The 22,055-nt window shown below is 68.1% G+C and carries 17 protein-coding genes; 13 read left to right on the forward strand and 4 right to left on the reverse strand.

The features are described 5' to 3' along the window. The 3 genes from PUR53_RS00655 to PUR53_RS00665 form a co-directional block, all read left to right on the forward strand. The coding region (locus PUR53_RS00655; protein ID WP_329907013.1) for an electron transfer flavoprotein subunit beta/FixA family protein at positions 1 to 621 on the forward strand (621 nt) is incomplete at its 5' end. Between the two features lie 73 nt (positions 622 to 694). Next, positions 695 to 1,657, forward strand: a complete 963-nt coding sequence (locus PUR53_RS00660; RefSeq protein WP_329907014.1) for an electron transfer flavoprotein subunit alpha/FixB family protein — start codon at positions 695 to 697, stop codon at positions 1,655 to 1,657. Between the two features lie 324 nt (positions 1,658 to 1,981). Next, positions 1,982 to 2,161, forward strand: a complete 180-nt coding sequence (locus PUR53_RS00665) for a hypothetical protein (RefSeq protein WP_329907015.1) — start codon at positions 1,982 to 1,984, stop codon at positions 2,159 to 2,161. 504 nt (positions 2,162 to 2,665) lie between these two features. Here the strand turns inward: PUR53_RS00665 and PUR53_RS00670 are convergent. The 4 genes from PUR53_RS00670 to PUR53_RS00685 are packed head-to-tail and all read right to left on the reverse strand — an operon-like array spanning position 2,666 to position 9,112. Next, on the reverse strand, positions 2,666 to 5,476 hold the full coding sequence (locus PUR53_RS00670) for an FAD-binding and (Fe-S)-binding domain-containing protein (protein ID WP_329907017.1): 2,811 nt from the start codon (positions 5,474 to 5,476) through the stop codon (positions 2,666 to 2,668). Next, entirely contained in the window at positions 5,473 to 6,366 is an 894-nt protein-coding gene (locus tag PUR53_RS00675) for a hypothetical protein (RefSeq protein WP_329907018.1), read from the reverse strand. Before PUR53_RS00675 ends, PUR53_RS00670 begins: the two co-directional genes overlap by 4 nt. Next, complete coding sequence (locus PUR53_RS00680) at positions 6,363 to 7,961, reverse strand: AMP-binding protein (RefSeq protein ID WP_329907019.1); 1,599 nt, start codon at positions 7,959 to 7,961, stop codon at positions 6,363 to 6,365. Before PUR53_RS00680 ends, PUR53_RS00675 begins: the two co-directional genes overlap by 4 nt. Further along, the gene (locus tag PUR53_RS00685; RefSeq protein WP_329907020.1) at positions 7,958 to 9,112 is read right to left on the reverse strand and encodes a thiolase domain-containing protein; all 1,155 of its coding nucleotides are present in this window, start codon (positions 9,110 to 9,112) and stop codon (positions 7,958 to 7,960) included. The genes PUR53_RS00680 and PUR53_RS00685 overlap by 4 nt, the downstream gene beginning before the upstream one ends. A gap of 166 nt (positions 9,113 to 9,278) precedes the next feature. Between PUR53_RS00685 and PUR53_RS00690 the strand changes: the two genes are divergently transcribed. From PUR53_RS00690 to PUR53_RS00740, 10 genes are all read left to right on the forward strand, one after another. Beyond that, entirely contained in the window at positions 9,279 to 10,493 is a 1,215-nt protein-coding gene (locus PUR53_RS00690; protein ID WP_329895491.1) for a PucR family transcriptional regulator, read from the forward strand. A 102-nt stretch (positions 10,494 to 10,595) separates the two neighbouring features. Then, a complete protein-coding gene (locus PUR53_RS00695; RefSeq protein ID WP_329907021.1) occupies positions 10,596 to 11,405 on the forward strand; it encodes an SDR family NAD(P)-dependent oxidoreductase in 810 nt (269 codons plus the stop codon). Further along, positions 11,402 to 12,856, forward strand: coding sequence for an MFS transporter (locus PUR53_RS00700; protein WP_329895489.1), 1,455 nt, complete (start codon positions 11,402 to 11,404; stop codon positions 12,854 to 12,856). Before PUR53_RS00695 ends, PUR53_RS00700 begins: the two co-directional genes overlap by 4 nt. Before the next feature lie 162 nt (positions 12,857 to 13,018). Beyond that, positions 13,019 to 13,831: an alpha/beta fold hydrolase gene (locus PUR53_RS00705; protein WP_329895488.1), complete on the forward strand. Its 813-nt coding sequence runs from the start codon at positions 13,019 to 13,021 to the stop codon at positions 13,829 to 13,831. Between the two features lie 469 nt (positions 13,832 to 14,300). After that, positions 14,301 to 15,080 (forward strand): SDR family NAD(P)-dependent oxidoreductase, encoded by a 780-nt coding sequence (locus PUR53_RS00710; RefSeq protein ID WP_329895487.1) that lies wholly within the window; start codon positions 14,301 to 14,303, stop codon positions 15,078 to 15,080. Positions 15,081 to 15,436: 356 nt separating this feature from the next. Then, entirely contained in the window at positions 15,437 to 16,294 is an 858-nt protein-coding gene (locus PUR53_RS00715; protein ID WP_329895486.1) for a citryl-CoA lyase, read from the forward strand. 379 nt (positions 16,295 to 16,673) lie between these two features. Beyond that, positions 16,674 to 18,116, forward strand: a complete 1,443-nt coding sequence (locus tag PUR53_RS00720; protein WP_329895485.1) for an APC family permease — start codon at positions 16,674 to 16,676, stop codon at positions 18,114 to 18,116. A gap of 358 nt (positions 18,117 to 18,474) precedes the next feature. Next, on the forward strand, positions 18,475 to 19,311 hold the full coding sequence (locus PUR53_RS00725; RefSeq protein ID WP_329907022.1) for an LLM class F420-dependent oxidoreductase: 837 nt from the start codon (positions 18,475 to 18,477) through the stop codon (positions 19,309 to 19,311). A gap of 325 nt (positions 19,312 to 19,636) precedes the next feature. Continuing rightward, positions 19,637 to 21,319 (forward strand): CocE/NonD family hydrolase, encoded by a 1,683-nt coding sequence (locus PUR53_RS00730; RefSeq protein WP_329895483.1) that lies wholly within the window; start codon positions 19,637 to 19,639, stop codon positions 21,317 to 21,319. A gap of 205 nt (positions 21,320 to 21,524) precedes the next feature. After that, positions 21,525 to 21,692: a dihydrofolate reductase family protein gene (locus PUR53_RS00740; RefSeq protein WP_329895482.1), complete on the forward strand. Its 168-nt coding sequence runs from the start codon at positions 21,525 to 21,527 to the stop codon at positions 21,690 to 21,692. The last annotated feature ends 363 nt before the right edge of the window (positions 21,693 to 22,055 follow it).

The following is a 22,055-nucleotide window of genomic DNA, read 5'->3' on the forward strand; positions in this document are numbered from 1 at the left end:
GACGCCGAGATCACCGTGCTGACCGTGGGTCCGGAGGACGCCAAGGACGCGCTGCGCAAGGCGCTGTCGATGGGTGCGGACAAGGCGATCCACGTCGAGGACGACGATGTGCACGGCACCGACGCGATCGGTACCTCGCTGGTGCTGGCGAAGGCGATCGAGAAGGCCGGTTGCGACCTGGTGATCTCCGGTATGGCCTCCACCGACGGCACGATGGGCGTCGTGCCCGCGCTGCTGGCGGAGCGGCTGGGTGTTCCGCAGGTGACGCTGCTGTCCGAGGTCTCCGTCGAGGACGGTGTCGTCAAGGGCCGCCGTGACGGCGACGCCGCCTCCGAGAACCTTGAGGCGTCCCTGCCGGCCGTGGTGTCGGTCACCGACCAGTCGGGCGAGGCGCGTTACCCCTCCTTCAAGGGCATCATGGCGGCGAAGAAGAAGCCGGTGGAGTCCTGGGACCTGTCCGACCTGGACATCGAGGCCGAGGAAGTCGGTCTGGAGGGTGCCTGGACGGCCGTGGACTCCGCGACCGAGCGCCCGGCGCGTACCGCCGGCACGATCGTCAAGGACGAGGGCGAGGGCGGCAAGCAGCTCGCTGAGTTCCTCGCGGGCCAGAAGTTCATCTAACGGTCCCGTGGGTCTTGTGAGGCCCGATCCCTATACCGCCCCGTACGCCTTCGCAATCCGCAGGAGCAATCCCATGGCTGAAGTTCTCGTCTACGTCGACCACGTGGACGGTGCCGTCCGCAAGCCCACGCTGGAGCTGCTGACGCTGGCCCGCCGTATCGGTGAGCCCGTCGCCGTCGCGCTCGGTGCCGGTGCCGCTGACACCGCCGCCGCCCTCGCCGAGCACGGCGCCGTCAAGGTCCTGACCCACGACGCCGCCGAATACGCCGACTACCTCGTCGTGCCCAAGGTCGACGCCCTCCAGGCCGCCGTCGCCGCCGTCTCCCCGGCCGCCGTGCTGGTCCCCTCCTCCGCCGAGGGCAAGGAGATCGCCGCCCGTCTGGCGCTGCGCATCGGCTCCGGCATCATCACCGACGCCGTCGACCTCGAGGCCGGCGACGAGGGCCCGGTGGCGACGCAGTCGGTGTTCGCCGCCTCCTTCACCACCAAGTCCCGTGTCAGCAAGGGCATCCCGGTCATCACGGTCAAGCCTAACTCGGCCGCCGTGGAGGCCGCCCCGGCCGCCGGCAGCGTCGAGGCGCTGGAGGTCACCTTCGGCGCGCTGGCCACCGGCACCAAGGTCACCGGCCGCACCCCGCGTGAGTCGACCGGGCGTCCGGAGCTGACCGAGGCCGCGATCGTGGTCTCCGGCGGCCGCGGCGTCAACGGCACCGAGAACTTCGCGATCATCGAGGCGCTCGCCGACTCCCTCGGCGCGGCCGTCGGCGCCTCGCGTGCCGCAGTGGACGCGGGCTGGTACCCGCACACCAACCAGGTCGGCCAGACCGGCAAGTCCGTCTCGCCGCAGCTGTACATCGCCAACGGCATCTCCGGCGCCATCCAGCACCGGGCCGGCATGCAGACCTCGAAGACCATCGTGGCCGTCAACAAGGACGCCGAGGCCCCGATCTTCGACCTCGTCGACTACGGCGTCGTCGGCGACCTCTTCGACGTCGTCCCCCAGCTCACCGAGGAGATCAACACCCGCAAGGGCTGATGCCACTTTCAGCGTCCGCGGTGATGGCGATCAGCTCGCGCTGGACGTGCGCGCCGCCCAGGCCTGGTGTCACTGTAGGCGGTGTAGGAGGCCAGTGCGTCGGCGACCGGGTCCCGTCGGCCTGATGGCGGCACAGATCGCCTACGCCCTGGGAGCGCGTTCCGTAGTGGTCGTCTAGCCGAACGCCTACCGGCGCGCCACGGCTGAACGGGTGGGCGCCGGGGCCGTCGGCCCGGAGAGCGACCTACGGGAGGTCGCTGACGGCGCGAAGTCGGCGCTCTGGATACTGTCCGTCGCAAGGCCAGGGTTGTTGCGGTGGGCCTGGTGAAGGAGCAGGAATCCGAACCGGCATCATCGCCCGAAACACACGACGACGCGATCACGCGCGCTGACCAGGGCTTTGGCATGGCATCGCTGGGTTCGGACATTGGTTTGCTGATTCGGCAGATCGAGTCGATGAACGAGGCGCTGAGGCGGAACACGGTTGCTCACCGCTGGTTCTGATCGGTCGCCGGACCAGGAGGCCCGGCGCTGCAGAGCCCGAGTTTCCCCTGTAGATCGGTGTCATGACCTCGATGCCAGAGGCCCTGAACTAGGCTACGACTCACGTGCCGATGTCGCAGACCGGGCATCCTGAAGGCTCTCGAAGACCTGGGCATCACGGCGTTGCTGCGCCCCACACCCAGGCGCGCGGCTACGAGTGGTCGCTGGACTCCGAGCATGCCGCATCGGTGACGATCGACGTCGCGGACGGCCCCCTCGAAGCAGAGCGGATCGCGAACGGCCCGCCGCATCCACGGACAGACTCGGGGTGCTGTACCCGGCTGGCCGCACCATGGACGCAAGCAATGCCGAACGGGCCGTGGCGGGCGTGTCGTTGCCGGTGGCCACGATGGCCGAGTCCGGCGTGCGTCGATGTCATGGGCAGCCCGGTCGCACGCAGTGGTGAGTCACGACGGCGATCCCGATCCGGCCGTCATCGCCCTTGTCCCTTACCGAGATGGTGGGTCATGCGGACGGCGTCGGCGGGATCGACGCGGATGCCGACCTCCTTGTGCTGCGTTCGTCCAGCACCTGGAGGATGTGCCGGTAGGGTCGGCCGACGGCGCGGGTCATGCCTAGCTCGCAGGCGCGGTTGCACGAGACGTGCAGGGTGGCGCCGGACTCCCGCACCTCGGCGGCCTGGCGCCGGGTCGCGCTGTCCGTGAGTTCCGGGCGCAGAAGTCCACGGTCGCCGGCGAAAGCGCAGCATCCCCATGAAGGGGGGATGAAGACATGTGCGCTGAGAGCGTCGGCGATGATCTTCAGACTGTCGTCAGTGTGCATGCGGACCGAGGAACAGGTCGGGTGCAGAGCCAGCACGTCCAAGGTTCGCTCGATGTCCAGCCGCGGCAGGATGGCGCGTGCGGTGAACTCGGTTGCGTCCTCAACGCGCATGCCGGACGGCAGTGTTTTGCGAACTCCTTCGGTACACGACGACGCGTCGACAACGACCGGGACGGCGCCCTCGTCGCCGGCCTGCCGGAGCGCGGCGTGGAGACGGCGGCTCATCACCTCGGCGCCATCGGTGAGTCCTTTGGAGGACCACGGCATTCCACAGCACAGACCAGCCACCTCGTCGGGCACGGCCACCCGGATGTCGGCCTTCTCGCACAGCGCCAGGAACGCGTCCGCCGTGGGCACGTCGCCTGAGCTGCCGAACATCGCCCCGGTACAGCTGGGCAGGAACACGATGTCGGGAAGGGGCGTCGGCCTGCCGGACCTCGCCCGGCCGCCGTGGGGCAGTTCGGGCGACCACTGCGGTACGGCTTCCGCCGACAGGACCTTGCGCGCGGCACCGGTCGCCGCCGCGGACACGGTCGGCAATCGGTGGGCGACGGTGAGCCCTGCCGCCGCGGCTTTCGTCGCGCCGGCCCAGTGGCGGGCGGCCGTGCGGCCGATCGCCTGGACGGTCTTGCCGCGGCCTTCGGCGCGCAGTCGGCGGACGAGCGAGCCGGTGTCGATGTCGACCGGACAGGCTGTCTGGCACATTCCGTCCGCAGCACAGGTCTGCACGCCCGAGTACTCGTAGGCGCGGGAGAGTTCCGTGACAGTCGCCTCGTCGCCGGACTGCCGCGCGGCGGCGATGGCGCGGCGGGTGACGATGCGTTGCCGCGGGGTCAGGGTGAGGTCCTTGCTGGGACAGACGGGTTCACAGAAGCCGCATTCGACGCAGCGGTCGGCCTCGGCTTCGATCGGCGAGGCCGTTTTCAGGTCTCGCAGGTGGATGGCCGGGTCGTCGGTGAGCAGGACGCCGGGGTTGAGGATCCGGCGCGGGTCGCACAGGCTCTTGATCTGCCGCATCACGTCGTAGAGTTCGGCGCCGTACTGGCGTTGGACGTATGCCGCCATGACCCGGCCGGTGCCGTGCTCGGCCTTGAGCGTGCCGCCGCGTCCCAGCACCAGATCGACCATGTCCTCGGTGAAGGCCGCGTACCGGTCCACCCCGGCGGAGTCCTGGAACTCGGCGCTGAGCAGGAAGTGGATGTTGCCGTCCTTGGCGTGCCCGAAGATGACGCTGTCGTCGTACCCGTGCTTGCCGAAGAGCCGTGTCAGTTCCGCGCAAGTGTCCGCAAGGACGGGGGGAGGTACGGCGATGTCCTCCAGAAGAGCGGTCGTCCCGGCCGCCCGGGCGCCGGCGACGGAGGCGAAGAGTCCCTTACGGATCTTCCACAACGCGGCTCGTGTCGCGGGGTCCGTCGTGAGCTCGTCGCCCCCGCCCGAGGTCCATGCGAAGCGTGCTTCCGCCTCCTGGAGGACGGTCTGCAACCGCGCGGCCGTGGGCGCCTGGTATTCGACGAGGAGCGCGGCCTGTCGGGAGATGGGCAGGGCGCGCAGGCGTTCGGTCGCGTTCTTGTCGGCGGCGGCGACACGCAGCGACTGAGCGTCGAGCAACTCGATCGTCGCGGCGCCGCTGTCGATGAGCGCGGGCAGCAGCGAGGCGGCCGACACCAGATCCGGCAGAACCAGCAGTCCGGTGCCGGCGTGGGGAAGCACCGGCACAGTCATGAAAGTCGCCGAGGCGATGAAGGCGAGCGTGCCTTCGCTGCCCACGATGAGGTGGGCGAGGATGTCCGCCGCCGTGTCGAAGTCGAGGAACGCGTTGACCGCGTAGCCCATGGTGTTCTTGATTGCGAAGAGTTCCCTGATCCGGGCCACCAGAGCCGGGTTTTCCCGGACCTGGTCGCGTAGCAGGAGCAGCCCCCGATACAAATCCGGTTCGAGCGCGCGCAGGTGGGCGTCGGCGTCGGCGCCGCCGGTGTCGACGAGGGTGCCGCTGGGCAGGACGAACCGCAGCGAACGAAGGGTGCGGTACGGATTGGCATGCGTGCCACAGGTCATCCCGCTGGAGTTGTTCGCGACGATGCCACCGATGGTGCAGGCGGACTCGCTGGCTGGATCCGGGCCGAGCTTCGTGCCGTAGGGTCGCAGAGCGGCGTTGACGGCGCCGACGGTGGCTCCCGGCTCCACCCGCACGGCGCGGCCGTCGTCGAGGACCTCGACACCCCGGAAGCCACGGCGGGTGTCGACCAGAACGGAGTCGGTCACCGCCTGTCCGGACAGGCTGGTCCCGCCGGCACGGAACGTGAGGGCGACGTCGGCCCGGCCGGCGGCGGTCATGAGTTCGGCGACGTCCTGCGTGCTCCCGGTGACCACGACGGCTTGTGGCGTGAGCAGGTAGTGGGAGGCGTCATTCGCCTGGGCGACCCGGTCCAACAGGCTGTCGCTGGCGCCTCCTCCCTGCCACCCGTGCGCGCGGAGGCGATCGAGGGGCCTCACCTTGTCACCTCCTCGACCAGCAGTTCGAAGGTGACGGCGACGATGTTCTCCTCATCGAGGAACTCTCCGCGGTGGACGTTTCCGAACCGGTCGATCGCGACCCCGCTGATCCAGGAGAAGGGTGCGGAGGGATCGCGCAGGTCGAACCGCCCGATCAGGGAGGCTTCGGTGGCCGGCCCGTCCACGACGAACGCACCACCGTCGCGCCGGAGGACGGCACCGACCAGGCTGCCCACGCTGCCCGCGATCGACGCACGCTCGAACCCGTTCTCCCGCATCACGTCGCGGATGGCGGCGGCGAGCCGAACCCCGGGTGCGACACGGGACATGGCCGCCCGCACCGCTCCGGGCCCGTTCGCCCCGCCGGCCTGGGACGGACGCGGCGTGAAGACGGGCAACCGGGTCTCGGCGTCGGTGTCGCTGATGAGTTCGGCCTGACCCAGGGCATGCACGACGGCGTGGACGGGGCCAGGACCGATGACGGTTTCCGGCCACACGTGCCCCCCTCTGGCCTTGCCGTACGCATCGAACCAGGCGGCGTGACAGTGGGCGAAACGCTGCCCGTGCCTGAACCCGACCGTGGCCGACCCGGCGATCAGGCGCGCGGGCGTCACTGCTTCCCTGGTGGAGCTGAAGGTCACCGCGGTCGTGCCGTCGTGGCACAGCGCCGGGACGCAGTAGCTGACCCGGGACAGTGACCCGTCGAGCAGCTCGACCTGACCGGAGCTCGCACCCAAGGCCTCGATCTCGTGGGCCATGGCGTCGACGAGCCGCGCCCCTGCGGGCAGGGTCACTCGGGCTGATGTGCTGGTGGTCGGCACGGAGACGCGGCGCTCCGCCGCGACGGCTCCGGGGTGGCGGAGGGGCTGTGCCCAGCGACCCGAGGTCATGACGGCCAGCCCTGCTCGATCAGCAGCTCGCGGACTGTACGGCGCACGATCTTGCCGTACCCGGACCGTGGCAGCTGGTCCCAGAACACGACATGGCGCGGCACCTTGTAGCGTGCCATGCGGTCGGTCAGCCACTGCCGGATCTCCTCACCGGTCACGGAGGAGCCGTCGGCAACGACACACACGGCGACACCGACCTCACCCCATGTAGCATCCGGCATCCCGAGCACGATCGCCTCGCTGAGCGCCGGGTGGCTGAGGATCTTCTCCTCGATCTCCCGGGGGTGGATGTTGGACCCACCGGAGATGTACATGTCCGACAGCCGGCCGGTGATGTAGAGGAAGCCCTGCTCGTCGAGCATCCCGACATCGCCCGTGTGGAACCAGCCGTCGCGGAAGGCGGCCTCGTTGGCCTCCGGGTTGTTCAGGTATCCCCGGAACACGGCCGGTCCCGCGGCACAGATCTCTCCGGTCTCGCCCGCGGCGACCTCGTTGCCCTCCGCGTCCAGGATGCTGATCTGCATCCCGGTGCGCGGGTAGCCGCAGGTGCCGTAGGGGACATTCGCCGGAGGCTCGTGGTCGTGCCCATGCGGCGGCAGGACGGTGATGTTGCCCGTCACCTCGGCGAGCCCGTAGTACTGCACGAGGACCTCGCCCAGCGTCGTCCGGGCGTGCTGCTGATCCCGGCGGGGCATCGGGGCACCGGCGTAGACGACATGGCGCAGCGACGAGTGGTCGCGCTCGTGCACCGAGTCGTGTTCGGTGAGGCGCTTGAGGATGGTCGGTACGGTGAAGAGGTTGGCGATCCGCTCGGACTCCACCAGATCCCACACCTCGGCGGGATCCAGGCTCGCCGAGACCGGGATGACCGTGGCCGCCCCGCGCGCGACCTGGGGCAGCAGGTGCACGCCCGCGCCGTGCGACAACGGAGCGACTACCAGGGACCGGTCGGCCTCGGTCATACCCGGCATCAGATCGGCGATGTGGTTGGTGATCACGAAACCGAGCTGGTCGTGGGTGAGCACCGCCGCCTTCGGGGAGCCACTGGTGCCCGAGGTGAAGAAGTACCAAGCGGCCGCCCCGGCCCAGACCCCGTGATCCGGCACGTCCCGCTCCGGGTCGGCGAACGAGCCGATCTCCTCCAACCACACGGTCACCAGTCCAGGGCCGACCACCGATTCGACCGCGCTCACGTGCGAAGCGGTCGACTTGTGCGCGATCATCACGACGGGCTCGCACACCGAGGCGATGGGCACGAGTTCGCTGTCGTGCGAACGCGCGTTGACCGGTGCGAGCACCGCCCCGACACGCCACACGGCGAACATGGCCTGCACGTACTCCGGCTGGTTCGGCCCGTCCAGCATCACGCACTGGCCGGGCCGCACTCCGAGGTCGAGCAGGTGCGCGGCCAGCGCCGAGACCCGCCGGTCCAGCTCCCGCCACGTCCAGCGCGTTCGACCGTGCACCAGCGCGCAGGCGTCGGGAGAACGGCGGGCGGTCTGCGTCAGCAGGTGGGCGAGGTTGACCGCCCGGTGCCGCGGTGCTCCGGCCTCGCCGGTGAGTGCTGTGTTCCTTCGTGCATCGGCGATGGTCATCGTGCCCGCTCCAGGACGGTGGCGTAGTTGGCCACGGCGGCACCGCCCATATTGAACACAGCCACTCGGTCAACGGTGGGCAGTTGCAGCTCGCCTGCTTCGCCGACGAGCTGCATGGCGGCCATGACGTGCTGGGACACACCGGTGGCGCCCAGCGGATGTCCTTTCGCCTTCAACCCGCCGGACACGTTGACGGGCAGCGATCCGTCACGGTGAGTGGCGCCGCGCGCCAGTACCTCGGCGGCTTTACCGGGCGCGGCTATACCGAACGCCTCGTACTGGAGCAGTTCGGCGATGGTGAAGCAGTCATGGGTCTCGAGCAGATCGAGCTCCGCCAGCCGGGTTCCGGCCTCGTCCAGCGCACCGTGGAACGCGGCGGCCGCGCCGACCAGGGCGAGCGGATCGGGCCGCGCGGCGACCGCCAGGTGGTCGTTGACGTGGCTGCGGCCGCGCACCGCGACCGCACGGTGCGCGGTGCTCGCGAGGTCGGCGTCGGCGACGACGAGGGCGGCCGCGCCGTCGGACACCATCGAGCAGTCGGTGCGCAGCAAGCGTCCCACGACGCGCGGGTTTCGTTCGGACTCGGTGGCGCAGAAGTCGAAGCCCAGATCCTTCCGCATGTGCGCCAACGGGTTGTCCACCCCGTTGCGGTGGTTCTTCGCCGCGATCTCGGCCATGGCGTCGTGCGGGTCGCCGTACCGTTCGGCATAACGATCTGCCAGTCCCGAGAAGACCCCCGCGAAACTGCCCGCCACCGCTTCGGTACGCCGGTGGGAACCGCTCAGCAGAATGTCGTTGATCTCCGATCCCGGTACCGACGTCATCTTCTCGGCGCCCACGACGAGCACTGCGCGAGCACGTCCGGCTTCGATCCGGTCCAGGGCCGCGAACAGTGCCGCCGACCCGGTGGCACACGCGTTCTCCGCCCGGGCCGCAGGCACGGACGCCAGAGCGGGCACGCCGGCACCGACCAGCGCGGCCTCGAAGCCCTGCTTCGAAAAGCCGTTGTTGAACACTCCGACAAAGATGGCGTCGATGTCGCCGGGTTCCAACCCGGCGTCCTCGACAGCGGCGCTACTGACCGTGGCGATCAGTCGTTCGAGGTCATGGTCCGGATGGCGGCCGAACGGGGTATGGGCCCATCCGATCAACTGTGGTGGCTTGGTCATCGAGAACCTTCGTCTTTGAAGTCGGCGGGGAGTCACTGTCCCGAGCACGCCCCGGTCGGCTGCTCACCATGCCGCTCGGACGGGCCGCCGGACACCGTCCCGCGACGAGGAAACGTGACCGCGTTTCCTCTCTCTGTAGAATTCACATGTGTCCGACAACGAAATCCAGCCCGTCGTCGACCGGCTCGCCCAGCAGCTGCGGCGGTCAGTCGTGATCGTCGATCCGGCCGTACGTCTGCTCTACAGCAGCGCCCACTTCGGTGACGAGGACCAAGCCCGTGTCCAGGCGATCCTGCACCGCGACGCCGGCCCCAAAGCCATCGGTCACGTCCTCGCCCAGGGGGTGTCGACCTGGACCACCGCCGGCGTCATCCCTCCCTACGAGGAGATCGGGATGAAGGCCCGTGTCGCGGTACCCGTCCGTTGGCGCGGCGACCTCCTTGGCCTGCTGGTGGTGATGGACGCCGAAGGTTCCCTCACCAGCTCCGAGTTCGCGACGATCAGCGACACGGCACAGCTCGTCGCACCGATGCTGGCGGGCCGACGTCTTGGTGACGAAGACGCGGTTGCCCGCGAACGAGCCGTCCGGGACCTGGTCAGCAAGGAACCCACAGTGCGTCGCCGCGCACTGGCCGACCTCGTCCCGGGTGACGAGCTCAACCGGTTCACGCACGTCACAGCCATCGACGTAGGTGTGGTACCCGTCGCGGAGACAGTGAGCGCCTCCCATGTCGAGATGGCACTTCGCGACGCCGTGACCTTCAGCCGCCCGCCAGGCGCGACGGCCGAACTGCACGCGGTCACCGCCGACGGCGCGTTGCTGCTCCTCGGCGGCTCCACCCCCCTCGCCGACAACGTCAGCCGCGGCCACGCGCAACGGATCGTCGAGCGTGTGCGAGACATGGCCGCCGGCCGCTTCACACCGGTGGCCGGTGTCGGATCCGCGGCCGAGGGCCTCGACCGCGCCGTGGAGACAGCGGACCAGGCCCGGCTGGCCCGCCGGGCCTCCTCGTCAGTTTTGGGCACGGACGTTGCTGTCTGGGCCGATGTCGGACCCTACGGCCCTCTGCTCCGCATCCCCGCCGACGAGCTCACCAAGAGTGCGCTGCCGGTCGAGCTCCGCCGCCTCCTCGACATCGACCGGGGCCGCCAGCTCACCGAGACCCTGCGCGCTTACTTGGACAACGCTTGCTCAGGTCCCGCGACATCGCAGGTGCTGAACATCCATCGCACCACCCTCTACTACCGTCTCGGTCGCATCAGTGAGCTCACCGGTCTCGATCTGGCAGACGGCCGCACCAGGCTCGTGCTCCACATGGGCCTCACGATGATGGACCTCATGCACGCCGGGGTTCGACAGTAAGAGGAAAATAGGCGTTCGCATTCCAACGTCCCGCTGTAGTGGCACGCGGCTGCAGAGGCGCATCCTGCTCCGGACTGACCACCCAGCCACCAGGGATGTGACATGAGCACCGTTCGCCCTACAGCCGAGGTGACGCGAGCCGGAACCGACCCGTTCGACTTCACAGGGCGAGTCGCACTGGTCACCGGAGCCGCCCGTGGAATCGGCCAGTCGATCGCCTTGGAACTGGCCCGGCGGGGCGCCCATGTTGTGGTCGCCGACATGCGCGACCCGAGCGAGACGGTGGCCCTGCTACGTGACGGCTTCCCCGCCGGGACCTACGAGGGCAAGGCGGTCGACGTGCGCGAACGCGAGCAGGTCGAGAACGTGGTCTCCGACACCGTCGAACACTTCGGGCGCCTGGACATCCTCGTCAACAACGCCGGGACAGCCACCCGGGCAAGTCTGACCGGGATCACTGACGACGAATGGTTCCGCGACATGGACACCAACCTCCGGGGGACCTTCCTGTTCTGCCGCGCCGCCATCAGCCCCTGGATGAGCGAGCAGCGCGCCGGCGCGATCATCAACATCAGCTCCATCAGCGGCATCATGGGCGGTCCCTCCTCGGGCAGTGAGGACCAGGTACGCTCCGGGCCCGCGTACGCGGCCTCCAAGGGCGGCGTCATCGCCCTCACCAAATGGCTCGCCAAAGAGGTGGGCGCCCTGGGAATCACGGTCAACTCGGTGGCACCCGGTCCGATCGCCACGACGCTCACCGAAAACGTGGCATACGACTTCAGCCAACAGATCCTCCCGCGTATGGGCAGGCCCGAGGAGATCGGCGCGGCCGTGGCCTACCTCGCCTCGCCCGCGGCCGCGTACGTCACCGGGCAGGTGCTGCGCGTGTGCGGCGGCGCGGCGCTCGGATGACGGCTCCCGCTCAGTCCCCCTCAATTGAGCCCGCGAAGGAGCAGGCCCAAATGAATCAGGAAAATTCCCAGACACTGCCCGACGCCGTCCAGGCACGCATCGTCCGCAAGGTCGCCCTCCGACTGATCCCGTTTCTTGCGGTCGCCTACCTGCTCAACTACCTGGACCGCACCAACATCGCCTTCGCCAAGCTGACCATGAGCGAGGACCTCAACCTCAGCGAAACCGCGTACGGTCTGGCGAGCGGTCTCTTCTTCGTCGGCTACGTGTTCTTCGAGGTTCCGAGCAACCTGGCGCTGGTCCGGTTCGGCGCGCGGCGCTGGATCGCCCGGATCATGGTCACGTGGGGAATCGTCGCGATCGGCATCGCGTTCGTGAACAGCCCGGCCGCGCTGTACACCGGGCGAATCCTGCTGGGCGTCGCCGAAGCCGGATTCTTCCCCGGCGTCATGCTGTATATGACGTGGTGGTTCCCACGAGCGGTCAGAGTCCGGCTGATCGGGCTGTTCATGATCGCACTGCCGGTCTCATCCGCATTGGGCGCCCCGTTGTCGGGCGCGATCATCGAGTACATGCACGGATTCCTCGGCCTGGCCGGATGGCGGGTGATGTTCCTGATCGAGGGCGTCCCCACGGTGGCACTCGGAATCGCCGCCTGGTTCTACCTCACCGACCGCCCACGCCAAGCCCAATGGCTCACTCCCGACGAACGCGAGTGGCTGGACACGACCATGGCCGCCGAACAAGCGGCCACGGCGGAAGGCGGCGGCCACACCTCCGTACGCCAGTCCCTGCGGGATGCCCGGGTGTGGGTACTGGGATTTGTTTACTTCGGTCTGGGATACGGCCTGTTCGCCCTGTCCTTCTTCCTGCCGACCATCGTCGCCGGGTTCGCGAAGAGCTTCCACACCGACTTCTCGATATTCCAATCGGCACTGATCGTCGCCATCCCCTTCACCGTAGGCGCGATCGCCCTCGTCATCTGGGCACAGCACTCAGACCGGACCGGCGAACGCATCTGGCACGTCGCTCTGCCCACCCTGCTCGCCGCGATCACCGTTCCGGTGGCGTTGTACATGCAGTCCCCAGCCGGCGCGATGGCGGTCATCAGCCTCACTGCCATCGGGATCTACGCCGCATTCCCTGTGTTCTGGTACCTGCCGTCGACATTCCTCACCGGCACGGCCGCAGCCGGCGGCATTGCCGTCGTCAACACGATGGGCGCCGTCGCGGGTTTCGCCGCTCCCTACATCACCGGCTGGCTCCTGGACCTCACCGGCACATCAAAGGCGGGTCTCTGGGTTGTCGGCGTAGTAATGTCCGCCTCAGCGATCTTGCTGCTGACCTTCGGCAGGCGGTTCCGCCCCCGAACGGCGGACGAGGCGCAGCCCACGGACGCGTCCTCGACCCTTCGGGCAGCGCCGCTGCCGTCGCCTCCGAAGTACTTGTGATCGAGGACCACCCCGCGACTTCACGAGGCGCCTCACCGTTCCATCCGTTTTCGTCCCCAGGGCATCCAGATCGGCGCCGCGTCACCCGGCGTCGGGTTCGACCGGACTCCTGGCACCCTGGCGGCGCGCCAGCCGCCCATAGCAAAGGCAGGACACCCCACCATGAGCGGAACCGGACTGATGTTCACCGCCTCCGACGGCGTGCGAATCTGCTACGACGACGAGGGATCCGGCGCACCGGTCCTGCTCGTCCATGGCTACTCCGCCAACCGCGGATACTGGCCCTTCCAGCGGCGCGCGCTGCTCGACGCCGGCTACCGCGTGATCAACATTGATCAGCGCAACCACGGCGACTCCGACCGCCCCGCGTTCGGTCAGCGGATGTCTCGGCACGGCCTGGACCTGCGAGAGCTGATGGACGGTCTGCAGCTGACCGACGTCAACCTGGTCGGGCACTCGATGGGTGCATCGGTGTCGCTGGCCATGTTCAGTCTCTACGGCACGCGCGACGTGAGCCGCTTCGTCGCTGTCGACCAGTCGCCGAAGATCGTCAACGACGAGACCTGGAAGTGGGGAGTGTTCGGCGTCGAATGGCCTCATGCGTGGGACCAGGCCAACATGCGTCACCCGTGGGGCAAGCTGGACCGTGAGCCGGACATGCCGGAGGCGGTCGCCCGCGAACTCGCCAAGTTGGCGCATCACCACGACCACTATCCGCACGAGCAGGTCACCCAGCTCCTGCTGGACCACTTCGTCGCGGACTGGCGGGACGTACTGCCGCGGATCGACATTCCCACCTGGGTCGTCACCGGCCGCCTCAACCCGTATTACCACGCTGAGGGAATGGAGTGGTTCGCCCAGCAGGTCCAGCGCGGCAGCTACTCGATGTTCGAGAACAGCGGCCACGAGCCGCACATGAACGAGCCCGATCTTTTCAACGAGCGGCTGCTCCAGTTCCTGGAAACCACTCCGTGAGGCGGCACCACCACATGGTTCCCGCAGGCTGCCCGCTGAATGCGGCACACAGATGATCACAGCCGTTCTTCTTCGCGGCGCCAATGCTGATGCTGTGGTCGCGCTCCTCACCTGCGTGAACCGTCGCACGGGCCTTGTCGTTCGAGGCGAGTCGCCGCATTGGGCCGCATTGGGCCGCCGTCCTGTGCGTGCTCGCCGCAGTGCCGGGCGGCGCACGCGGCACCTGCCCTGAGAGGTGATCGCAGGCAGTGCTGGTTCACCTCATCGAGTTCCGGAGAACGCTCGCCCGAGAGGACATAACCACCGAAACCGGTGGTTCGCACGACTGTTGGCAGACGAGACATACGGGTGAATCACGCTCGGAGAGAGGTCTGATGAGCATCGTTGGTTGGACGTACACATCGTACGAGTTCGAGGTGCTGTTCCCCGAGATGGACCGCGTCGAGGCGGGTGGGGCGCGGTGAGTACGGTGCACGAACTCAGCGGCCGGGTGGCCGTGGTATTCGGAGCGGGGTCATCGGGTGCCGGACTCAGCAACGGCGAAGCAGCCGCCCGGGCGTACGCTGCGGCCGGAGCGCACGTCGCGGTGGTGGATCTGGTCGCCGATGAGGCCGATCGGGTCGCCAAGAAGATCACCGCTGCTGGCGGCACCGCCCTCGCTGTCACCGCCGATGTCACCGACGAGGACCAGGTCGCGGCCGCGGTGCGCACCGTGGTGGCGGAACTCGGCGTGCCGCATGTTCTCCACAACAACGTGGGCGTAGCGCGCACCGGCTCCGTGCTCGAACTCGGGGTGGACGACTGGGAGGCCGGATTGCGCGTCAATCTGACCAGCGCCTATCTCACGACACGCCACGTGCTGCCGTCGATGCTCGAGGCCGGGAGGGGCGTCATCACGAACGTCTCGTCCGTCGCGAGCATTCGGGACACCGGCTACGTCTACCCGGTCTACAGCGGGGCGAAGGCCGCGGTGAACCAACTGACCGTGTCGTTGGCTCTCACCTACGCCGCCCGCGGCATCCGCGCGAATGCCGTGTTGCCCGGCCTCATAGACACCCCTCTGGTCACCCAGCAGATCACTGACGATCCAGAGGCTCTTGAGGCACGTCACGCTGCCAGTCCGACCGGCCGCATGGGTAGCCCATGGGATGTCGCGCAGGCAGCTGTGTTCCTGGCCAGTGACGCGGCGGCCTACGTCAACGGCGTCTGCCTCCCAGTCGACGGCGGCCTGTCGGCGCGGTGCCGGTGACGTCGACAAGGCCGGTGGCGTCGCCCCGCCAAGGAGAGTGCTGATGCCGTCCCCCGGCTCGTGAGCGTCCACATTCCTCGATCGGGGTCCGGAAGTGTCACGGCTCACGCCCGGCAAGTTAGGTGGATCTCCAGTACCGGCCCTCATGCCACGGCACCTACCGTCCTGTCATCCGGCCGGAGCCCGACCCCGTCCGCACACCTCTCGCGCTGACGTTCCCTCCTCATGCGCGTGTCCCTTCGCCGACGCCGAGCGGTGGCGCCCTGCCCGGGCACCAGCTCAGGTCCCCGGAAGCGGACAGGGCAAGGGGCGGTCGCCGCCCACGTCGCACAGTAAGCGAACACCCCGGAGGAAAAGTGGACACAGGCAGCACAGCCGCACAGGACGCGTACTGGACGTCGGCCGTCAGCACATTGACCGAGGACAAGGTCTACGTCCGCGGCTACGACCTCGAGGATCTCATCGGCCAGATTCCCTTCACCGCGGCGATCTTCCTCATGGTGCGGGGACGGGTGCCGACGCCTCGGGAGACGCGCGTCCTCGACGCCGTACTCAGTGGTGTCCTTGACTACGCGCTCGAGAAGCCGGGCACCGTGGCCGCGCGGTACGCGGTCTCCGCCAACCCCAGTATGGCCATCGGTATGGCAGCAGCCTGTATGTCGGTCGGTGCGCACACGCTCGCTACCGAGGACACGGGGCGCTTCATCGTTGCGACCCACCGCGAGTATCTCGACTCCGGCCTCGCACTCGACGAGTTCGCTGACGCCAAGGTCGCTCGCCTGCGCGCGGCGAAGCAGCGCGTGCCGGGGCTGGGGCATCCCGTGTTCAAGATGGTTGATCCGCGAGGCGCCCTGCTGAAGGGAGTCGCCGTCGAGGAGGGCCTGTGGAGTGAGGCCGCGGAGGTCTATGAGGCGGTCCATCGGGCCTTCACACGGCTCCCCGGCAAGTCGGACATCCCGATCAACGACGTGGGCGTCATGGCGGCGGTGCTGCTCAGCTTGGGCTTCACCCCGGAGGAGGGCACCGGTCTCGCCGTCCTGTCGACACTGCCGGGCGTCATCGCGCACGTCTCCGAGGAACTGGCCGTGCGCAAACCGATCCGGATCGTGTCGAGGGATTCCGTCGCCTACACGGGCGGGACCACGGGAGACTTCTCCGCCGCCCGCGAGGCGGCCGGCTGGGACGAGCGATGGCATGAGCTGCCCCAGGGATGACGTCGAATGCCCTGTGCTGCTCGTTTCCTGAGTACCGTCCTTCCGCGTCCTGGCCATCAGCCACGTCTGTGACGACGGCCGGTATGGGGCCAGCGCGAGGTAAGGGATATTTCTGATCAGTACACTGACGTCTCTCTGGGGAAAGTGCCAAATCCAGCCGATTGTCTCGGCGTATCCCCAATTCCTGTTGAGGCAACAGGACTGGCAGCCTTCAGCCACCCAAACCAGCTTCACGCGTCGGGCTTGACAACCCGAACTGCCACTTCGTCGAAGCGGATCATGCGTGCGCGGTGGGTTTCGTGCAGCTGAGAGCCGGCCCGACCACGGGCTGCGGCTCGGCTTCGTCAGTGATGTTTACTTCCCATGGAAAAGGCTGCGAATGAGCACAACAGACACAGTGGTCTCCGCTGACGCCGGACCACGCCTGGGTGGAAATCTCGGCGCTCTGCATCTCTTCTTCAGTGTCATGGCCTTCAACGCCCCCCTGGTCGTCGTCATCGGTGTTCTTCCGATCATGCTGGCGATAGGCAACGGGGTGGGAACGCCGATAGCGTTCCTCGCGGCCGGCCTCATCGTCGCGGCCTTCGCAGTCCCGTTCACCAGGATGGCGAGAGTCTTCCCGAACCCCGGTGCTTTTTACGTGTACATCACGGCGGGCCTCGGAAGAACAGTCGGCCTGGGGTCCGGGTTCATGGCCCTTGTCGGTTACCTCAGCGTCAACATCGGCAGCTACGGGTTCGGCGGTGTGGTGTTCCAGTCGATGGTTCGTGACACGTTTCACGGACCCGACGTCGACTGGTGGCTGTGGGGAGCCCTGCTCTGGGCCGCCACGACAGTACTCGGCTACCTGAAGATCGACCTGTCGGCGAAGGTGCTTACCGTCTTCCTGTTCCTCGAGCTCGCGGTCATCGTCGTGTACGACGCCGCTGTGATGTTCCAGGGGGGAGCGTCGGGCCTGTCCGCGGCACCCTTCTCGCCCAGTCACTGGTTCGACGGATCCTTCGCTGTGGGACTTCTGTACGGCCTCGGCATGTACGGCGGCTTCGAAGTCGCCGCCCTCTTCCGGGACGAAGTGCGCCACCCCACTCGTACGGTTCCACGGGCGACCTTCGGGCTCATCGCCGTGGCGATGGTTCTGTACGCGGGCACGGCCTGGCTCTACATCAGCTCCCTCGGAGTCGACAAGGCCGTGTCCATCGCCGGTGCGAATCCCGCCGGGTCGATCCTCGGAAGCATCGAGACCTTCGGCGGAAAGGTGCTGTTCGACCTCGCGACGGTGATGGTCACCACCAGCACGTTCGCCGTGATTCTGGCAGCCCACAACATCAGTGCCCGCTACGTCTTCAACCTGAGCGCGGACGGGATCTTGCCCCGCCGGCTGAGCGGAGTGCACGCCAAGCACGGATCTCCGCACGCGGCATCTCTCGCCACCAGTGGTATTGGTCTCGTCGTCCTTGCTGTCACCGTGCTCAGCGGGGCCGATGTCACTGCCTTCTTCACGGTGTCGCTCGGACTGGCCAGCTTCACGGGTGTCGCCGCCATCTCCCTGGCGAATCTCGCCATCGCCCTGTACCTGCGCAAGCATCACAAAAACGAGTTCAGCGTCTGGAGTACCGTGGTCATGCCGGTGCTCGCGGGGATCGGACTGGCCGTCGAGCTGGTGCTGACGATCAAGAACTTCCCTCATCTGGTCAACACTTCCACGGGCGTCGCGACGCTCCTTCTGGCCGCGCTCACCGGCGTGTTCGTCGTCGGCGTCGTCATGGCACTCGTCTACCGGCGCACTCGGCCTGAGGTCTATAGCAAGATCGGTCGCCAGTAGGCCCACGGTCACGGTCCCAGCAAGACCGTGGTACGCGGCACGAGACAACGAAAGCGCCTTCCGCACTGAAATGACGAGGCTCCTCCGCAGGCGCCTCCAACTTTGCGGAAGGCACTTCTCTGCCTGCACCCGTCGCCACCTCACCGGCCGTCTGCGCATCCCTCTCTGTCAGCCGCGCCGGGCGGACCTGCCCCCGACGCTTGGAATCCCTACGAAACCAGAGCGCCGAATTCGAGTATCCGCCGATGCGACACTTCCCAGGCCGGAGGCACAGTCGGGCGCGATACCGAGGACGCAGACGCCTTGTCGGCCCGGCCCCGCACTGACGGGACGGCTGGAGATTCCGAGGAGATTTTCGATGAAGTTCGGTCTGTGCTATTTCCCCACGGACTACGGCATGGGGCCTGCCGAAGTAGCCGCGGCCGCCGAGGAACGCGGTTTCGAGTCGCTGTTCTTCTGCGAGCACACCCACATCCCGACCAGCAGGCGAACGCCGTACCCGCTCGGCGGCGAACTCCCCAAGGAGTACCTGCACACCTACGACCCCTTCGTCGCGTGCACAGCGGCCGCGGCGGCGACGAGCCGCCTGAAGATCGGCACCGGGATCTGCCTGGTGGTGCAGCGGGACCCGATCACGACGGCCAAGGAAGTGGCCAGCGTCGACCGTCTCAGCGGCGGCCGGTTCCTCTTCGGCGTGGGGGCCGGCTGGAACCGCGAGGAGATGGCCAACCACGGCACCGATCCGCGCACCAGGATGGCACTGATGACCGAGCGGCTCGCGGCGATGCGACAGATCTGGACCACCGACGAGGCGGAGTACCACGGCAGGTTCGTGGACTTCGACCCGATCTGGTCGTACCCGAAGCCGCTTCAGTCGCCGCTGCCGGTGCTCGTCGGCGGGATGGGCCCGACCGTGGAGGACCGCATCGTGGCCGTCGGGGACGGCTGGCTGGCGGAGAGTGTGCCGCTCGAGGAACTCGACGAGTTCGCCGATCGCGTGGCAAGGCTCCAGCAGCGTGCGGCCGAGGCCGGACGGGGCCGCATCCCGGTCACGATGTTCGACGCGCCCACCGAAGCGGGCATGGCGGAGCGCTACCAGGCCGCTGGTGTCGACAGGTTCCTCTTCCAACTGCCCAACGGTGACACCCCGGGGGTCGCCAGAGACCTCGATCGGCTGGCGGACCGTATCCACTGACCGTCCCGCGGGCGAGGGACCGTGGCCCGTGATCGTCGCCCGGACTCCTTATGACGTGTGGGCAACGTCGCCGGGCGTGAGCCGGTGCTGATCAACCCGGTCGACGCGGGGGAGCGGGCATCGGAACCTCACGGCTCGCCCAGGACTCGGCATCCGGCGACCCTCGTCGAGCTCAAACGCGTCGACCCCACGACGGCACCGGAGCTGCGGCCTTTCGTGCCGCCGGAGACGGTCGGCCTGGGATCTCCGTCGGCTCGGCCTCCTTCACGATGACCTGCGGCTGTCGGCTTCCATCCCCCAACGACGTGAAAGACAGGTTCGACAGATGCCCGATGTGACCATCGAATACGATCTCCCTGCCACCATGCGGGACGGCACCGTCCTCCGGGCCGACGTCTACAGACCCACGACCAGCGGACCGTGGCCCGTGCTGCTCGCTCGGCTGCCCTACGGCAAGACCACCCCGCTGATGATCACCCTGCTCGATCCGATGGGCATGGCACGCAAGGGCACCATCGTGGTCGTCCAGGACACCCGGGGCCGATGCGCCTCCGAAGGCGACTGGGAGCCCTGGACGTTCGAGTCGGACGACGGCTACGACACGGTCCGCTGGGCCGCCACGCTCCCGGACTCCAACGGCTCGGTCGGGATGTACGGGGCCAGCTATTTCGGAAATACTCAGTGGATGGCGGCCCTGTCCAGGCCTCCGGAGCTGAAGGCAATAGCTCCGACGATCACCTGGTCGGACCCGGACGACGGCCTGTTCTCCCGGGGCGGAGCAGAGGAAATGGGCCTCAATGTGTGGTGGTCTCTGTGGCAGGGGTTCGACACCCTGATGCGTCGGCACGCGGACGACCAGGCTGCCGGCACCGCCGCGCTCGCCGCGCTGGTCCGCGACGTCGACGGCCTTGCGACGACCGGTTACTGGGAGTTGCCGTCCGGCCGCCATCCCGCGCTCCAACGGCACCAGCTGCACGATCTCGGATTCGAGCGTTCGCGGCGCGAGCCGGAATGGACCGCGTCATGCCGGGTGGCGGGGCGACACGGGGAGGTCGACCTGCCGAGCCTGAACATCGGGGGCTGGTACGACGTCTTCTGCCAGGGAACCCTCGACAACTTCACGGCGATGCGGGCCACCGGTCGTCCGGCGAACCTGATCATGGGACCGTGGACCCACGCAGACTTCGAGGGGCAGGTAGGCGACGTCAACTTCGGCGTGGCCGCGGGCGGAGAGGTCCTCGGCTTCCGGGGCACGCTCTTCGAGATACAGCACGCGTGGTTCCGGCAATGGCTGACACCGGACGCCGAGGCCGACCCCACGCAACCACACCTCCCACCGGTTCTGCTGTTCGTCACAGGAGTCAATGAGTGGAGGGAAGAACAGGAATGGCCCCTCGCCCGCGCCGTCGACACAAAGTTCTTCCTACGCGCGGACGGGCGGCTCGCCGATGACCCGCCCCACGAGGGCGAGGGTGGCGACACGTATGTCTACGACCCGGCCGACCCGGTGCCGACGACCGGAGGCGCGGCGGTGCTACAGGAAGAGTTCAGGCTCGGCCCCCTGGACCAGGCGCGGGTGGAGGCACGGCCGGACGTGCTCGTGTACACCACAGAGCCCCTGACCAAGGATGTCGAGGTCACCGGACGGATCCGGGCCTTCCTCCACGCCGCGACCGACGCTCCGACGACGGACTGGGTGGTCCGGCTCTGTGACGTCGATGCCGACGGCGTCTCGGTCAACATCGTCGACGGGATCGTCCGCGTGGCCGCGTCGCCGGGCGAGTTCGCCGAACACGAGGTAGATCTATGGTCGACCAGCCATGTGTTCCGCACGGGCCATCGCGTACGAGTGCAGGTTACTTCCAGCAACTTCCCGCGCTGGGACCGAAATCTCAACACTGGAGAACCCGTCGAACGCGCGACGGACTGGCGCCTGGCCCACCAGGAAGTAGCACACGACGCAGCGCGGCCGTCCCGCATCGTCCTCCCGGTCGTCCCGGCATCCTGAAGGGCCAGGCCGCCAACCGCAGGAAGAAAGGCAGCCGTGGCGGCAGGCCCGTCACCCACGACGCCGAGCTCTACCGCGATCGCAACACGGTCGAGCGTGCCACCAGCAGGAGCGGCCGGGCAGCACCACCTTCCACTTCGTCAACGGCGGCATCGAGAGCGCGCTGGACCAGGCCCGCGAGGCCGCCGGTGACGGCGACGTCCGCATGGCCGGCGGCGCCGAGACGATCCAGGAGCACCTGGACAGCGGCCTGATCGACGAGTCCTTGATCACCCTCGCGCCTGTGCTGCTCGGCACCGGCATCCGCATGTTCGAGTTGCCCCTGACTGCCTCGGCGTCCGATCAGACCCGCACGAACGCGTCATGTCAGTGACCCAGCTGACCTACATCGTCGGCAGACGCCAGTCCGTGTTCCCGCAGCGTCCGGTGCCCGCGTGCCGCTCGACGTCTCGCGGATGCGGCCACGCTGCCCGGCGGTGAGCGTCGCGGGCCCCTGCCTCACCGCGCGCATGTAAGGCCAACTACCCGGCTGATGCCGGGGGTTGGAAGGCTCACGGTGAACGGAAGGGTTCAGTCGCGTGGCAGCACGCCCAGGAGCGTCGAGGTGAAGGAGAGCCGCAGCGCGTCACGCAGCTCCAGGTTGAACACGGCGAGGGCGGGTTCGTCCGCGTAGGCGGCGAGGACGCTGGGCGGCGGCGGGACGTACGACGACAGGGCGCCCGCCGAGACCAGGATC

Origin of the sequence: Streptomyces sp. SP18BB07 (assembly GCF_036322545.1) — a bacterium.
In the GTDB taxonomy this organism is placed as follows: Bacteria; Actinomycetota; Actinomycetes; order Streptomycetales; family Streptomycetaceae; genus Streptomyces; species Streptomyces deccanensis.

What these genes read in the sequence shown, in the direction of transcription:
- PUR53_RS00675 (WP_329907018.1), bottom strand. Translation starts at nt 6,366, where the DNA reads ATGACCTCGGGTCGCTGGGCACAGCCCCTCCGCCACCCCGGAGCCGTC.
- PUR53_RS00680 (WP_329907019.1), bottom strand. Translation starts at nt 7,961, where the DNA reads ATGACCATCGCCGATGCACGAAGGAACACAGCACTCACCGGCGAGGCC.
- PUR53_RS00660 (WP_329907014.1), top strand. Translation starts at nt 695, where the DNA reads ATGGCTGAAGTTCTCGTCTACGTCGACCACGTGGACGGTGCCGTCCGC.
- PUR53_RS00705 (WP_329895488.1), top strand. Translation starts at nt 13,019, where the DNA reads ATGAGCGGAACCGGACTGATGTTCACCGCCTCCGACGGCGTGCGAATC.
- PUR53_RS00725 (WP_329907022.1), top strand. Translation starts at nt 18,475, where the DNA reads ATGAAGTTCGGTCTGTGCTATTTCCCCACGGACTACGGCATGGGGCCT.
- PUR53_RS00730 (WP_329895483.1), top strand. Translation starts at nt 19,637, where the DNA reads ATGCCCGATGTGACCATCGAATACGATCTCCCTGCCACCATGCGGGAC.
- PUR53_RS00695 (WP_329907021.1), top strand. Translation starts at nt 10,596, where the DNA reads ATGAGCACCGTTCGCCCTACAGCCGAGGTGACGCGAGCCGGAACCGAC.
- PUR53_RS00740 (WP_329895482.1), top strand. Translation starts at nt 21,525, where the DNA reads ATGGCCGGCGGCGCCGAGACGATCCAGGAGCACCTGGACAGCGGCCTG.
- PUR53_RS00720 (WP_329895485.1), top strand. Translation starts at nt 16,674, where the DNA reads ATGAGCACAACAGACACAGTGGTCTCCGCTGACGCCGGACCACGCCTG.
- PUR53_RS00700 (WP_329895489.1), top strand. Translation starts at nt 11,402, where the DNA reads ATGACGGCTCCCGCTCAGTCCCCCTCAATTGAGCCCGCGAAGGAGCAG.